This is a genomic window from Streptomyces sp. H27-C3, assembly GCF_030063415.1.
Taxonomy (GTDB): domain Bacteria; phylum Actinomycetota; class Actinomycetes; order Streptomycetales; family Streptomycetaceae; genus Streptomyces.
Window position 1 is genome coordinate 18,498 of sequence record NZ_JASITA010000022.1, and the last position, 12,428, is coordinate 30,925.

12 protein-coding genes are annotated in these 12,428 nt (G+C 70.0%); 11 read left to right on the forward strand and 1 reads right to left on the reverse strand.

Going from position 1 to position 12,428, the window contains the following annotated elements; translation table 11 throughout:
* Positions 1–157 precede the first annotated feature (157 nt).
* Positions 158–1,384, reverse strand: coding sequence for a YihY/virulence factor BrkB family protein (locus QMK30_RS21945; protein WP_283519990.1), 1,227 nt, complete (start codon positions 1,382–1,384; stop codon positions 158–160).
* 17 nt (positions 1,385–1,401) lie between these two features.
* Between QMK30_RS21945 and QMK30_RS21950 the strand changes: the two genes are divergently transcribed.
* From QMK30_RS21950 to QMK30_RS21995, 11 genes are all read left to right on the forward strand, one after another.
* Positions 1,402–3,048: an acyl-CoA dehydrogenase family protein gene (locus QMK30_RS21950; protein ID WP_283519991.1), complete on the forward strand. Its 1,647-nt coding sequence runs from the start codon at positions 1,402–1,404 to the stop codon at positions 3,046–3,048.
* Between the two features lie 218 nt (positions 3,049–3,266).
* A complete protein-coding gene (locus QMK30_RS21955) occupies positions 3,267–4,589 on the forward strand; it encodes a helix-turn-helix domain-containing protein (RefSeq protein ID WP_283519992.1) in 1,323 nt (440 codons plus the stop codon).
* 51 nt (positions 4,590–4,640) lie between these two features.
* Positions 4,641–5,210 carry a GNAT family N-acetyltransferase gene (locus tag QMK30_RS21960; protein WP_283519993.1) on the forward strand — a complete coding sequence of 190 codons (570 nt, stop codon included), beginning with the start codon at positions 4,641–4,643 and terminating at the stop codon, positions 5,208–5,210.
* 205 nt (positions 5,211–5,415) lie between these two features.
* Positions 5,416–5,499 carry a putative leader peptide gene (locus QMK30_RS38525; RefSeq protein WP_349362105.1) on the forward strand — a complete coding sequence of 28 codons (84 nt, stop codon included), beginning with the start codon at positions 5,416–5,418 and terminating at the stop codon, positions 5,497–5,499.
* 193 nt (positions 5,500–5,692) lie between these two features.
* Positions 5,693–7,390, forward strand: coding sequence for a nitrite/sulfite reductase (locus tag QMK30_RS21965; RefSeq protein WP_283519994.1), 1,698 nt, complete (start codon positions 5,693–5,695; stop codon positions 7,388–7,390).
* Entirely contained in the window at positions 7,387–7,566 is a 180-nt protein-coding gene (locus QMK30_RS21970; protein WP_283519995.1) for a hypothetical protein, read from the forward strand. The genes QMK30_RS21965 and QMK30_RS21970 overlap by 4 nt, the downstream gene beginning before the upstream one ends.
* Positions 7,563–8,276 (forward strand): phosphoadenylyl-sulfate reductase, encoded by a 714-nt coding sequence (locus QMK30_RS21975; protein ID WP_283519996.1) that lies wholly within the window; start codon positions 7,563–7,565, stop codon positions 8,274–8,276. Before QMK30_RS21970 ends, QMK30_RS21975 begins: the two co-directional genes overlap by 4 nt.
* Positions 8,276–8,833 carry an adenylyl-sulfate kinase gene (gene cysC, locus QMK30_RS21980; RefSeq protein WP_283519997.1) on the forward strand — a complete coding sequence of 186 codons (558 nt, stop codon included), beginning with the start codon at positions 8,276–8,278 and terminating at the stop codon, positions 8,831–8,833. The genes QMK30_RS21975 and cysC overlap by 1 nt, the downstream gene beginning before the upstream one ends.
* Positions 8,830–9,768, forward strand: a complete 939-nt coding sequence (gene cysD / locus QMK30_RS21985) for a sulfate adenylyltransferase subunit CysD (protein WP_283519998.1) — start codon at positions 8,830–8,832, stop codon at positions 9,766–9,768. The genes cysC and cysD overlap by 4 nt, the downstream gene beginning before the upstream one ends.
* Complete coding sequence (locus QMK30_RS21990; protein WP_283519999.1) at positions 9,769–11,097, forward strand: sulfate adenylyltransferase subunit 1; 1,329 nt, start codon at positions 9,769–9,771, stop codon at positions 11,095–11,097.
* A gap of 218 nt (positions 11,098–11,315) precedes the next feature.
* Positions 11,316–12,425, forward strand: a complete 1,110-nt coding sequence (locus QMK30_RS21995) for an aliphatic sulfonate ABC transporter substrate-binding protein (RefSeq protein WP_283520000.1) — start codon at positions 11,316–11,318, stop codon at positions 12,423–12,425.
* Positions 12,426–12,428 lie beyond the last annotated feature (3 nt).

The following is a 12,428-nucleotide window of genomic DNA, read 5'->3' on the forward strand; positions in this document are numbered from 1 at the left end:
CGGGCCGGGGAAGGTCAAGATCGCTGTGGCAGCTCGCGGCTGCCGGTCGAACCCATTTCCGGGTCGGAGCCGGACACGGGCTCCGAGGGAATGTCGCAGGGGCGCCCCTCGGCGCGGTTCCTGCCGGCGGCCCGCCAGGAGCCGTTCCGCCGGCTCTCTACGGGCGCTGCTCCCGGGTCTCCTCGTTCTCCCTTGCCTCCCGCGCCTCCCGCGCCTCCCGCGCCTCCCGTGCCTCCCGTGCCTCGCGGGTCTCCCGGGTCTCCTTGTCGCGGCCGGTGTGCAGCCGGGACTTCAGATCGTCCGGCGGCAGGAACCTCGACCAGCGCTCCGGGAACTCCGAGGGCATGTCCGGGTCGGACGCGTCGTAGTCGTCGCCCTCGCCCGCCGCGCGCACCGCCTCCGCGCGCGCGATCACCGCCGCCGCCTGGGCCGTACGGACACGGTCGTTGGCCTCACGGGCCGCGGCGGTGGCGACCGAGGGCCAGACGCGGTCGATGGCGGCGTTGACCGCGGCGCCCACCAGGACGGCGAAGGCGGAGATGCCGATCCACAGGAGCACGGCGATGGGGGCCGCGAGGGAGCCGTAGATGGTGAAGCCCTCGACGGTCCTGGTCAGGTAGATGCGGAGCAGGAAGCTGCCGAACACCCACATGCCCAGGGCAACCAGTGCGCCGGGGACGTCCTCGATCCAGGGCGAACGGACGGGCACCGAGACGTGGTAGAGCGTGGTGAGGAAGATGACGGACAGCAGTATCACCACGGGCCAGTACAGAACACTGACGACTTCCGTGCCGAACGGGACGAGGTCCACCACCCGGTCGGGTCCCACCACCATCAGCGGCAGCACCACCGCACCGATGATCAGCGCGACGATGTACAGCAGGAAGGCGAGCAGCCTGGTCTTGACGATGCCGCGGTGGCCGTCGAGTCCGTACATCACCGTGATGGTGTCGATGAAGACGTTGACGGCCCGGGAGCCGGACCACAGGGCGATCCCGAAGCCGATCGAGATGATGTCGGGGCTGGCGCCCTTGGTGACGTCCGCGAGGAGAGGTTTGGCGAAGTCGTTGACGCCGCGGTCGGACAGGACGGCCTCGGCGGCGGTCAGGATGTTCTTCTCGATGGAGGCGACCGACTCGGCGCTGGTCCACGCGTCGACATAACCGAGCAGGCCGATCATGCCGAGCAGCAGGGGCGGCAGGGACAGCAGGGTGAAGAACGCAGCCTCGGCGGCGAGACCCAGGATGCGGTACTCGATGCACGAGTTGACCGTGTCCTTCAGCAGCAACCAGGCCAACTTCCGCTTGGAGACGTTGCGGTAGAGCACTCTGGCCCGGTGGAGCCGGCCCTCGGGCCGTTCGGGTGTTTCCTTTGCTGCCTGCACCTCCTTACCGTAGCGGCATGGCAGCCAGCACTCACACAGTGACCAATCAGGCTCCGCCCCTGGTGGGGTACGACGTCTTCACCGCCGACCGGACTCTGTCCGAGGCCGTGGAACGGCACACGGACCCCTCGATCCTTGACGAAGTACAGGGCGAATTGTCGGAGCTCGGCCGGAGCGCCGGATCGGCGCAGGCCCAGGAATGGGGGGCAAGGGCCAATGAGAATCCACCGGTTCTGCGGACGCACGACCGCTACGGGAACCGGATCGACGAGGTCGACTTCCATCCGGCCTGGCACCGCCTCCTCGGGCGCGGCGTCGCGGCGGGGCTGACGGACGCCTGGGGCAGGCCGGGCGGACATGTCCGGCGCGCGGCCGGTTTCCTGGTATGGACGCAGGCCGAGGCGGGGCACGGCTGCCCGTTGTCCATGACACACGCGGCGGTCCCCGCGCTGCGCACGGACCCGGTGCTCGCCGCCGAGTGGGAGCCCCGGCTCACCTCTCATGTGTACGAGCAGGACTTGCGGGCCGGGGCGCTCAAGACCGGGGCGCTCTTCGGCATGGGGATGACGGAGAAGCAGGGCGGCAGCGATGTCCGGGCGAACACGACGAGCGCTCAGCCGCTGGCCGGTGAGGGCGAGTATCTGCTCACCGGGCACAAGTGGTTCTGCTCGGCGCCGATGTGCGACGGCTTCCTGGTGCTGGCGCAGGCGCCGGGCGGGCTGAGCTGCTTCCTGGTGCCGCGGGTGCTGGCGGACGGGACGCGCAATGTGTTCCAGATCCAGCGACTCAAGGACAAACTGGGCAATAGGTCCAATGCGTCGAGCGAGGTGGAGTTCGACGGGACCTGGGCGCGGCTGGTCGGTGAGGAGGGGCGCGGGGTGCGCACCATCATCGAGATGGTGGCGGCCACCCGGCTCGATTGTGTGATCGGCTCGGCGGCGCTGATGCGCCAGGCCGTGGCGCAGGCCACGCACCACGCGGCGTACCGGGGCGCGTTCGGCGGGAAGCTGATCGACAAGCCGCTGATGCGCAATGTGCTGGCCGACCTGGCGCTGGAGTCGGAGGCGGCGACGACGCTCGCGCTGCGGCTGGCCGCGGCGTACGACAGCGACACCGAGCAGGACCGTGCCTTGCTGCGGCTCGCGGTGCCGGCCGCCAAGTACTGGGTGACCAAGCGGTGCACGCCGGTCACGGCCGAGGCCCTGGAGTGTCTGGGCGGCAACGGCTACGTCGAGGAGTCGGGGATGCCCCGGCTGCTGCGCGAGTCGCCGCTCAACTCGATCTGGGAGGGCTCGGGGAACGTACAGGCCCTGGACGTCCTGCGGGCGTTGCAGCGCGAGCCGCAGGCGCTCAACGCCTTTCTCACGGAGGTCGGGCAGGCGCGCGGCGCCGATCACCGGCTGGACGGGGCGATCAAGGGGCTGCTGACCGAACTCGCCGATCTGGACGGCATGGAGGGGCGGGCGCGTCGGCTGGTGGAGCGGATGGCGCTGGTACTGCAGGGCTCGCTGCTGGTGCGCTGGGCGCCGCCGGAGGTCGCGGACGCGTTCTGCGCGTCGAGGCTCGGCGGGGACTGGGGCGCGGCCTTCGGGACGCTGCCGCACACGCTGGACCTGGGGTCCGTCGTGGAGCGGGCGCGCGCGGAGGTGGCGGACATCCCGTAGACGCTGCGGCTCGGCCGGGTTGATGTCGCGCCGACGCGGCATCAACCCGGCCGAGCACAAGCCACCCTCGTACAACCGGGCCGGGGCGCGCGAGGGTTGCACGGAGTTGCATAGCGTTGCACCGGTTGTACGGAGTGCACTGCACGGCGGCCGACCGCGAGGCACGATGGCCCGTGACCGTCTGACGTCGAGTGTCCGTGCCCGTCGGGGAGTATCCAGTGAAGTTCCGCCCACCCGACAGCGCCCTGCCGGGTTCCCGGCATACCGCCGAGTCCGTTCGTGCGCTGCACGGGATACGGGACGCCGTGCTCTCCGGCGAGCCCTCGCGCATCGCGCCGCGCCCCGTCATCGACGCGTCCTGGCAGCGGATGATGCGTATCGGGATCGATCCCGAGCGGTCCTCCAGCAGTCCGCTGCTGCCGGCCGAGGAGGTGGAGCGGCGCCGCAGGGCCACCGCGCTCGGTGAGCTGCTGCCCTCGCTCAGCAAGGGGCTGGCCGCGATCACCGACGCGTCGCAGCAGATCATGGTCGTCACGGACGCGGAGGGCCGGGTGCTGTGGCGCGACGGCAACCGCGGGGTCATGCGCCGGGCCAACACCATCTGCCTGGAGGAGGGCGCCGCGTGGAGCGAGGACTCCACGGGCACCAATGCGATCGGTACCGCCCTGGAGTCGTGTGGGCCCGTCCAGGTGCACTCGGCCGAGCACTTCGTCCGTACGCTGCACAACTGGACGTGTGCGGCGGCGCCGGTGCGCGACCCCAGGGACGGGCGGCTGCTGGGCATCATCGATGTGAGCGGGCCCGACTCCACGTTCCACCCGGCGATGCTCGCGCTGGTCGACTCGGTGGCGCGGCTGGCCGTCGGTGAACTGCGCGACCGGCATCTCGTGACGATCGAGCGGCTGCGGTCGGTGGCCGCACCCGTCCTGTGCCGGCTGGGCGGCCGGGCGCTGGCGGTGGACGCGCACGGCTGGCTCGCCGCGGTGACCGGGATGCCGCCGGTCGACCGGCTGCCGCTGCCCAAGACCTTCCGCGCGGGCCGCAGGTGGCTGCCGTCGCTGGGGATGTGCACGGTGGAGCCGCTGCCGGGCGGCTGGCTGATCCGGGTCGACGAGACCCCGTCGGCCCCGGACGAAGAAGCGGCGAACCGGGTCGTACTGGACCTGAGTGGGCGGCGACGGTCGACGGTGACCGTGTCCGGCGCGGCGGGACAGTGGACCCAGGCGCTCTCCCCGCGCCACGCCGAGTTGCTGTATCTGCTGAGCGTGCACCGCGAGGGTTGCAGCGCGGCGGAGCTGGCGACCGAGCTCTTCGGGGATCCGACGCGCACGGTGACCGTGCGGGCGGAGATGTCGCGGCTGCGGCGGCATCTCGCGGAGGTCCTCGCGCACCGCCCGTACCGCTTCGTGGACGAGATGGAGGTGGCGGTCGTTCCCCCGGAGCACCCGGCGGATCTGCTGCCGCACTCCACGGCCCCGGCGATCGCCCGTGCGCGGCGCGGGCAGCGGGAGGTCGCGGCCCCGGGCGCGTCCGAAGGCTGAGCGCCGGGGTCCGCTTTGGCCGGAGCGGCGGGGCATGGTTCTCTGGCTGCCATGAGCAGCAGCACGGTGACCACCTGGTCCCTGGAACAGACCTCGCCCGCCGACCTGCGGCCGGCCGCGGAGCCCGAGGGTGACGTCCGGATCGTACGGGCCGAGGTCCCCTCCCCCGAGTTCAGCCGCTTCCTCTACACCGCGGTGGGCGGTGACATCCAGTGGACCGACCGGCTCGCCCTGACCCACACGCAGTGGCGGGAGGCCGTGGAACAGCCCGGGACCGAGACCTGGGTGGCGTACGAGAAGGGCACCCCGGCGGGTTTCGTCGAGCTGGTGGCGCAGGACGACGGTGCCGTCGAGGTCATGTACTTCGGTCTGATCCCGGCCTTCAGGGGGCGGCGGATCGGTGGGCATCTACTGTCGTACGGCGCCGCCCGCGCCTGGGACCTCGCGGACCGGTGGCCGGACCGGCCGGAGACGAAGCGGGTGTGGCTGCACACGTGCAGCAAGGACGGGCCGCACGCGATGGACAACTACCTGCGCCGAGGCTTCCGGCTGTTCGACACGAAGACGGCCGACGAGCCCGACGTCACGGCCGAGAGCCTGTGGCCCGAGGCCAGGGCCTGACCGACTCACCGGCCTCTCCCTACTCGTCCGCACCGCGCGTCGGCCGCGCCACCCCCTCGGCGGCTCCCCTGGCGGCCCCTCGGCATCCCCTCCGTCGCCCGTTCCCCGAGTGACCGACAGCACATCGTCTCACTTGTCGAGACAGTCCTGTCCACATGTTGGGCAGTGGTGGACTGGTCCGAGATGCGCGTGACACGCTTCCGTCATGTCTTCAGCTGGAGTTGCCTTGGTGAGTCGGCGGCACGTCGACCTCGGCCGCATGTCCAGCGCCATCTGTCCGGCGGGCTGACAGCACCAGCACTGCCTCGTTCCCCACCGTCCCCGCCGTCGCGGACGAGACGATCCCCCTGTCGCACATGTCACCTCCGGCTGCCTGCCGGAGTACCTCTCCATGTCGCGCCCGACCGCGTTCGCGCAGGTCACAGAGGTACGGTCGCCTTCGTTCCGCACCCCTTCGAGCCGCCAGAGAAGGACGAACCACCATGGCCGCCACTCCCGAACAGTCCCCCGCCCCCGCGCCCCGCCGCAAGGCCGGACGCCACCGTGGCGAAGGTCAGTGGGCCGTGGGTCACTTCACTCCGCTCAACGGCAATGAGCAGTTCAAGAAGGACGACGACGGTCTCAATGTGCGGACACGCATTGAGACGATCTACTCGAAGCGCGGATTCGACTCGATCGACCCCAATGACCTGCGCGGACGTATGCGCTGGTGGGGTCTGTACACCCAGCGCAAGCCCGGCATCGACGGCGGTAAGACGGCGATCCTGGAGCCGGAGGAGCTGGACGACGAGTACTTCATGCTCCGGGTCCGCATTGACGGCGGGCGGCTGACCACCGAGCAGCTTCGGGTCATCGGTGAGGTCTCCCAGGAGTTCGCGCGCGGGACCGCCGACCTCACCGACCGGCAGAACGTCCAGTACCACTGGATCCGGATCGAGGACGTGCCGGAGATCTGGCGCCGCCTGGAGGGCGTGGGGCTCTCCACCACCGAAGCCTGCGGCGACACCCCCCGGGTGATCCTCGGCTCCCCGGTGGCGGGCGTCGCCGAGAACGAGATCATCGACGGCTCGCCCGCCATCGACGAGATCCAGCGCCGCTTCATCGGCAACCCCGACTTCTCCAACCTGCCGCGGAAGTTCAAGTCCGCGATCTCGGGCTCCCCTCAGCTCGATGTGGCGCACGAGATCAACGACATCGCCTTCGTCGGCGTCGAGCACCCCGAGCACGGCCCCGGCTTCGACCTGTGGGTCGGCGGTGGCCTGTCCACCAACCCCAAGCTCGGCGTCCGGCTCGGCGCCTGGGTGCCGCTCGACGAGGTGCCCGACGTCTACGGCGGCGTCATCGGCATCTTCCGCGACTACGGCTACCGGCGGCTGCGCAACCGTGCCCGTCTGAAGTTCCTCGTCGCCGACTGGGGCCACGAGAAGTTCCGCCGGATCCTGGAGGACGAGTACCTCAAGTACAAGCTGGTCGACGGCCCCGCGCCCGAGCAGCCGACCGGGACCTGGCGCGACCACCTCGGGGTGCACAAGCAGAAGGACGGCCGCTTCTATGTCGGCTTCGCGCCGCGCGTCGGACGCGTGGACGGCACGACCCTGACGAAGATCGCCGATCTGGCCGGAGCACACGGCTCGGGCCGGCTGCGGACCACCGCCGAGCAGAAGATGATCGTGCTCGACGTCGAAGAGGCGCAGGTCGATTCACTGGTCGCCGGACTTGAGGCACTGGACCTCCGGGTCACTCCCTCACCCTTCCGGCGCGGCACGATGGCCTGCACCGGCATCGAGTTCTGCAAGCTCGCGATCGTCGAGACCAAAGCGCGCGGCGCCTCGCTCATCGACGAACTGGAGCGGCGCATCCCGGCGTTCGATCAGCCCATCACCATCAACCTCAACGGCTGCCCGAACGCCTGCGCCCGCATCCAGGTCGCCGACATCGGCCTCAAGGGCCAGCTGATGCTGGACGCCGACGGCAACCAGGTCGAGGGGTTCCAGGTCCACCTGGGCGGCGCGCTCGGCCTCGAAGCCGGGTTCGGCCGCAAGGTCCGTGGCCTGAAGGTCACCTCGACCGAACTGCCCGACTACATCGAGCGGGTGCTGCTGCGTTTCGAGGACCAGCGCGCGGACGGCGAGCGCTTCGCGACCTGGGCGCTGCGGGCCGAAGAGAAGGACCTGTCATGAGCGAGCGTGCGGCGCCGTTCCACTGCCCGTACTGCGGCGACGAGGACCTGCGTCCCCATGGGACGGGGCACGGCGCCTGGGAATGCGCGGCGTGCAATCGCGCTTTCCAGTTGAAGTTCCTCGGGCTGCTCAGCCGGGGAGTTCGGCGCAATGACGGTGGAGGGGACGAGATATGACGCTTGTTCAGGAAGACCGCAGGTCGCAGGCGGAACTCAAGTCGCTGGCCGAACAGGCCGGCCGGGACCTTGAGGACGCCTCCGCCATCGACATCCTCAAGTGGGCCGCCGAGACCTTCGGTGACCGCTTCTGCGTGACGTCCTCGATGGAGGACGCGGTCGTCGCGCACCTCGCCTCGCGTGCCAGGCCCGGTGTGGATGTCGTCTTCCTCGACACGGGCTATCACTTCCCGGAGACGATCGGCACCCGGGACGCCGTCGAGGCCGTCATGGACGTCAACGTCATCACGCTGCTGCCGTGGCAGTCCGTCCAGGAGCAGGACGCCGAGTACGGGCCGAAGCTGCACGACCGCGACCCCGACCTGTGCTGCGCCCTGCGCAAGGTCGCGCCGCTCGAAGACGGGCTGAAGGGCTACAGCGCCTGGGCGACGGGCCTGCGCCGCGACGAGTCCCCGACCCGGGCGAACACCCCGGTCGTCAGCTGGGACGTGAGGCGCCAGAAGGTCAAGATCGCCCCGATCGCCCGCTGGACGCAGGACGACGTGGACGCGTACGTGACCGAACACGGCGTCCTCACCAACCCGTTGCTGATGGACGGCTACGCGTCGGTGGGCTGCGCCCCCTGCACCCGGCGGGTGGCGGCGGGCGAGGACGCACGGGCCGGCCGCTGGGCCGGCAGCAACAAGACCGAATGCGGGCTGCACGGCTGATGACCAATGATCAGGAGAACGACGTGACTGGGGCCACCATCTGGCTCACGGGTCTGCCGAGCGCCGGCAAGACCACCATCGCCCATGCGCTGGCGGACCGGCTGCGCGGCGAGGGCCACCGGGTCGAGGTGCTCGACGGGGACGAGATCCGCGAGTTCCTCTCGGCGGGCCTCGGCTTCAGCCGCGAGGACCGGCACACCAACGTCCAGCGCATCGGCTTCGTCGCCGAACTGCTGGCGTCCAACGGCGTGAAGGCCCTCGTGCCTGTCATCGCGCCGTACGCCGACAGCCGCGAGGCCGTCCGCAGGCGCCACCAGGCCGAGGGCAGCGCGTACCTGGAGGTGCATGTCGCCACACCGGTGGACGTGTGCTCCGTACGCGATGTGAAGGGCCTGTACGCCAAGCAGGCGGCCGGCGAGATATCGGGACTCACCGGGGTCGACGACCCCTACGAGGAACCCCGGTCGCCCGACCTGCGGATCGAGTCGCACCAGCAGACCGTGCAGGAGTCCGCGGACGCCCTGCACCTACTGCTCACCGAAAGGGGTCTGGCATGACGACGACCGCCGGCGCTGCCACCGAGGGCCTGGAAAGCCCCTACGCGCTCAGCCACTTGGACTCCCTGGAGTCCGAGGCCGTGCACATCTTCCGCGAGGTGGCGGGTGAGTTCGAGCGACCGGTGATTCTCTTCTCCGGCGGCAAGGACTCGATCGTCATGCTGCACCTGGCGCTCAAGGCCTTCGCGCCCGCGCAGGTGCCCTTCTCCCTGCTGCACGTCGACACCGGGCACAACTTCCCGGAGGTGCTGGAGTACCGCGACCGCGCTGTGGCCGAGCACGGGCTGCGGCTGCATGTCGCCTCCGTGCAGGAGTACATCGACGCCGGGAAGCTGCGCGAGCGCGCCGACGGCACCCGCAATCCGCTGCAGACCCTGCCGCTGACCGAGAAGATCCAGGCCGAGCGGTTCGACGCGGTGTTCGGCGGCGGGCGCCGCGACGAGGAGAAGGCGCGCGCCAAGGAGCGGGTATTCTCGCTGCGTGACGAGTTCTCAGCGTGGGACCCGCGCCGCCAGCGCCCCGAGCTGTGGCAGCTCTACAACGGCCGCCACGCGCCCGGCGAGCACGTCCGGGTCTTCCCGCTCTCCAACTGGACCGAGCTGGACGTGTGGCAGTACATCGCCCGCGAGAAGATCGAACTCCCGGCCATCTACTACGCCCACGAGCGCGAGGTCTTCCAGCGTTCCGGTATGTGGCTGACCGCGGGCGAGTGGGGCGGCCCCAAGGGGCACGAGCAGGTGGAGACGCGGCGGATCCGCTACCGCACCGTCGGCGACATGTCCTGCACCGGCGCCGTCGACTCCGACGCCACCACGCTCGAAGCCGTGATCACCGAGATCGCCGCATCCCGGCTCACCGAGCGGGGCGCGACCCGCGCCGACGACAAGATGTCCGAGGCCGCGATGGAAGACCGCAAGCGCGAGGGGTACTTCTAAATGACCACCATCAACGAGCAGTTGAGCACCACCACCCTCCTGCGCTTCGCCACCGCCGGGTCCGTCGACGACGGCAAGTCCACCCTGGTGGGCAGGCTGCTGCACGACTCGAAGTCAATCCTCACCGACCAGTTGGAGGCCGTCGAGGCGGCGTCCCTCAAGCGCGGTCAGGAGGCGCCCGACCTGGCGCTGCTCACCGACGGGCTGCGCGCCGAGCGTGAGCAGGGCATCACCATCGATGTCGCCTACCGCTACTTCGCCACCGCCCGCAGGCGTTTCATCCTGGCCGACACCCCCGGACATGTGCAGTACACCCGCAACATGGTCACCGGCGCCTCCACCGCCGAGCTGGCCGTCGTCCTGGTGGACGCCCGCAACGGCGTTGTCGAGCAGACCCGCCGCCACGCGGCGGTCGCGGCGCTGCTGCGCGTCCCGCACGTCGTGCTCGCCGTCAACAAGATGGACCTCGTCGAGTACGCCGAGCCCGTATTCGCCGCCATCGCCGAGGAGTTCACGGCGTACGCCGCCTCCCTCGGCGTGCCCGAGATCACCGCCATCCCGATCTCGGCGCTGGCCGGCGACAACGTGGTGGAGCCTTCCGCGCACATGGACTGGTACGGCGGCCCCACCGTCCTGGAGCACTTGGAGTCCGTGCCGGTCAGCCACGACCTGGCCGACTGCCCCGGCCGCTTCCCGGTGCAGTACGTCATCCGCCCGCAGACCGCCGAGCTGCCCGACTTCCGCGGTTACGCCGGCCAGATCGCCTCCGGCGCGCTGCGCGTCGGCGAGGCCGTGACCGTGCTGCCCTCGGGCCTTACGAGCACGGTCAGCGGGATCGATGTGCTGGGCAACCCGACAGACATCGCCTGGGCGCCCCAGTCGGTGACGGTCACCCTCGCCGACGACCTGGACATCTCGCGCGGCGACATGATCGCGCCGAGCGCGGCGGCCCCGCGCACCACCCAGGACGTCGAGGCGACGGTCTGCCATGTGGCCGACCAGCCGCTCGTCGTCGGGCAGCGGGTCCTGCTCAAGCACACCACCCGCACGGTCAAGGCGATCGTCAAGGACATCCCGTCCCGGCTCACGCTGGACGACCTGTCCCAGCACCCGGCGCCCGGACAGCTGGTCGCCAACGACATCGGCCGGGTGCTGGTCCGTACCGCCGAGCCGCTGGCGCTCGACGCGTACGCCGACTCGCGGCGAACCGGTTCCTTCCTGCTGATCGACCCGGCCGACGGTACGACGCTGGCGGCCGGCATGGCGGGCGACTCGTTCACCTCCCCCGACGTGGTGGCCGAAGTCGACGACGACGGCTGGGACTTCTGATGAGCATCGACATCTACGCGACGTTCGCCAGAGAGGGCGGTCGCATCGGCAGCGGCACGCTCGGCGCGGGCACGGGCGGGGTTGCGCGATGTGCGCGATGACGTCCGCGCACCGCATGCGCGCCCGCACCCCCCACAAGCCGTACAGACGAAGACCTGCCGACTTCCCGGTCGCGTCCCGCGTGACGTAGCACCGGGCCAACGAGAGGAACACCTCCCGTGCGTGCCAACCGCCCCTCCCTGCGCCGCAGTATCGCTGCCGCCGCCGCTCTTCCACTGCTGATCGGCGCGCTCGGCGCGTGCGGTTACGGCTCCGACGCAGAGAAGGAAAAGACCGCGCCCGTCGCCAAGGGCGAGAAGGTCGGCGGTGTGGACGAGGTGCGGATCGGCTACTTCGCCAACGTCACCCACGCCACCGCCCTGGTGGGCCTCCAAAAGGGCCTGATCCAGAAGGAGCTCGGCGGCACGAAGGTCAAGCCGCAGGTCTTCAACGCGGGCCCCTCGGAGATCGAGGCACTGAACGCGGGCGCCATCGACATCGGCTGGATCGGCCCCTCCCCCTCGATCAACGGCTACACCAAGTCGAAGGGCGAGAACTTGCGGATCATCTCGGGTTCGGCCTCCGGCGGTGTCTCGCTCGTCGTCAACCCGAAGAAGATCAAGTCCCTGGGCGACCTCAAGGGCAAGCGCATCGCCACCCCGCAGCTCGGCAACACCCAGGACGTGGCCCTGCTCAACTACCTGTCGACCAAGGGCCTGAAGGTCGACGCGGACACCGGCAAGGGCGACGTCACGGTACTGCGCCAGGAGAACAAGGTCATCCCGGGGTCCTTCCAGTCCGGTGCGCTGGACGGCGCGTGGGTCCCGGAGCCGACGGCGTCCAAGCTCGTCGCGGACGGCGGCAAGGTGCTCCTCGACGAGAAGAAGCTGTGGAAGGACGACAAGTTCGTCATTACGAACGTGATCGTCTCGCAGAAGTTCCTCAAGGAGCACCCCGACGTCGTCGAGGCCTTCCTGCGCGGCTCGGTGAAAACCAACGACTGGATCAAGGCCAACCCGGACAAGGCCAAGGCCTCGGTCAACGCGAAGCTCAAGGCCGACTCCGGCAAGGAACTGCCTGCGAAGGTCCTCGAACCCGCCTTCGACAACGTCGACATCCTCAATGACCCGCTCGCGTCGACGCTGCGGGACGAGGCCGATCACGCGGTGAAGGCCGGTCTGCTCAAGGACCCGCTGCTCGACGGCATTTACGACCTGACGCTGCTCAACAAGGTCCTCAAGGCCGAGAAGCAGCCCGCCGTCGAAGACGCCGGGCTCGGCGCCAAGTAAGCA

Bases quoted from the DNA above. Each gene is read 5' to 3' on its own strand.
- QMK30_RS21970 (WP_283519995.1), top strand. From the start codon at position 7,387: ATGAGCGAGCGTGCGGCGCCGTTCCACTGCCCGTACTGCGGCGACGAG.
- QMK30_RS38525 (WP_349362105.1), top strand. From the start codon at position 5,416: ATGTCTTCAGCTGGAGTTGCCTTGGTGAGTCGGCGGCACGTCGACCTC.
- QMK30_RS21965 (WP_283519994.1), top strand. From the start codon at position 5,693: ATGGCCGCCACTCCCGAACAGTCCCCCGCCCCCGCGCCCCGCCGCAAG.
- cysD (WP_283519998.1), top strand. From the start codon at position 8,830: ATGACGACGACCGCCGGCGCTGCCACCGAGGGCCTGGAAAGCCCCTAC.
- QMK30_RS21960 (WP_283519993.1), top strand. From the start codon at position 4,641: ATGAGCAGCAGCACGGTGACCACCTGGTCCCTGGAACAGACCTCGCCC.
- QMK30_RS21975 (WP_283519996.1), top strand. From the start codon at position 7,563: ATGACGCTTGTTCAGGAAGACCGCAGGTCGCAGGCGGAACTCAAGTCG.
- cysC (WP_283519997.1), top strand. From the start codon at position 8,276: ATGACCAATGATCAGGAGAACGACGTGACTGGGGCCACCATCTGGCTC.
- QMK30_RS21950 (WP_283519991.1), top strand. From the start codon at position 1,402: ATGGCAGCCAGCACTCACACAGTGACCAATCAGGCTCCGCCCCTGGTG.
- QMK30_RS21990 (WP_283519999.1), top strand. From the start codon at position 9,769: ATGACCACCATCAACGAGCAGTTGAGCACCACCACCCTCCTGCGCTTC.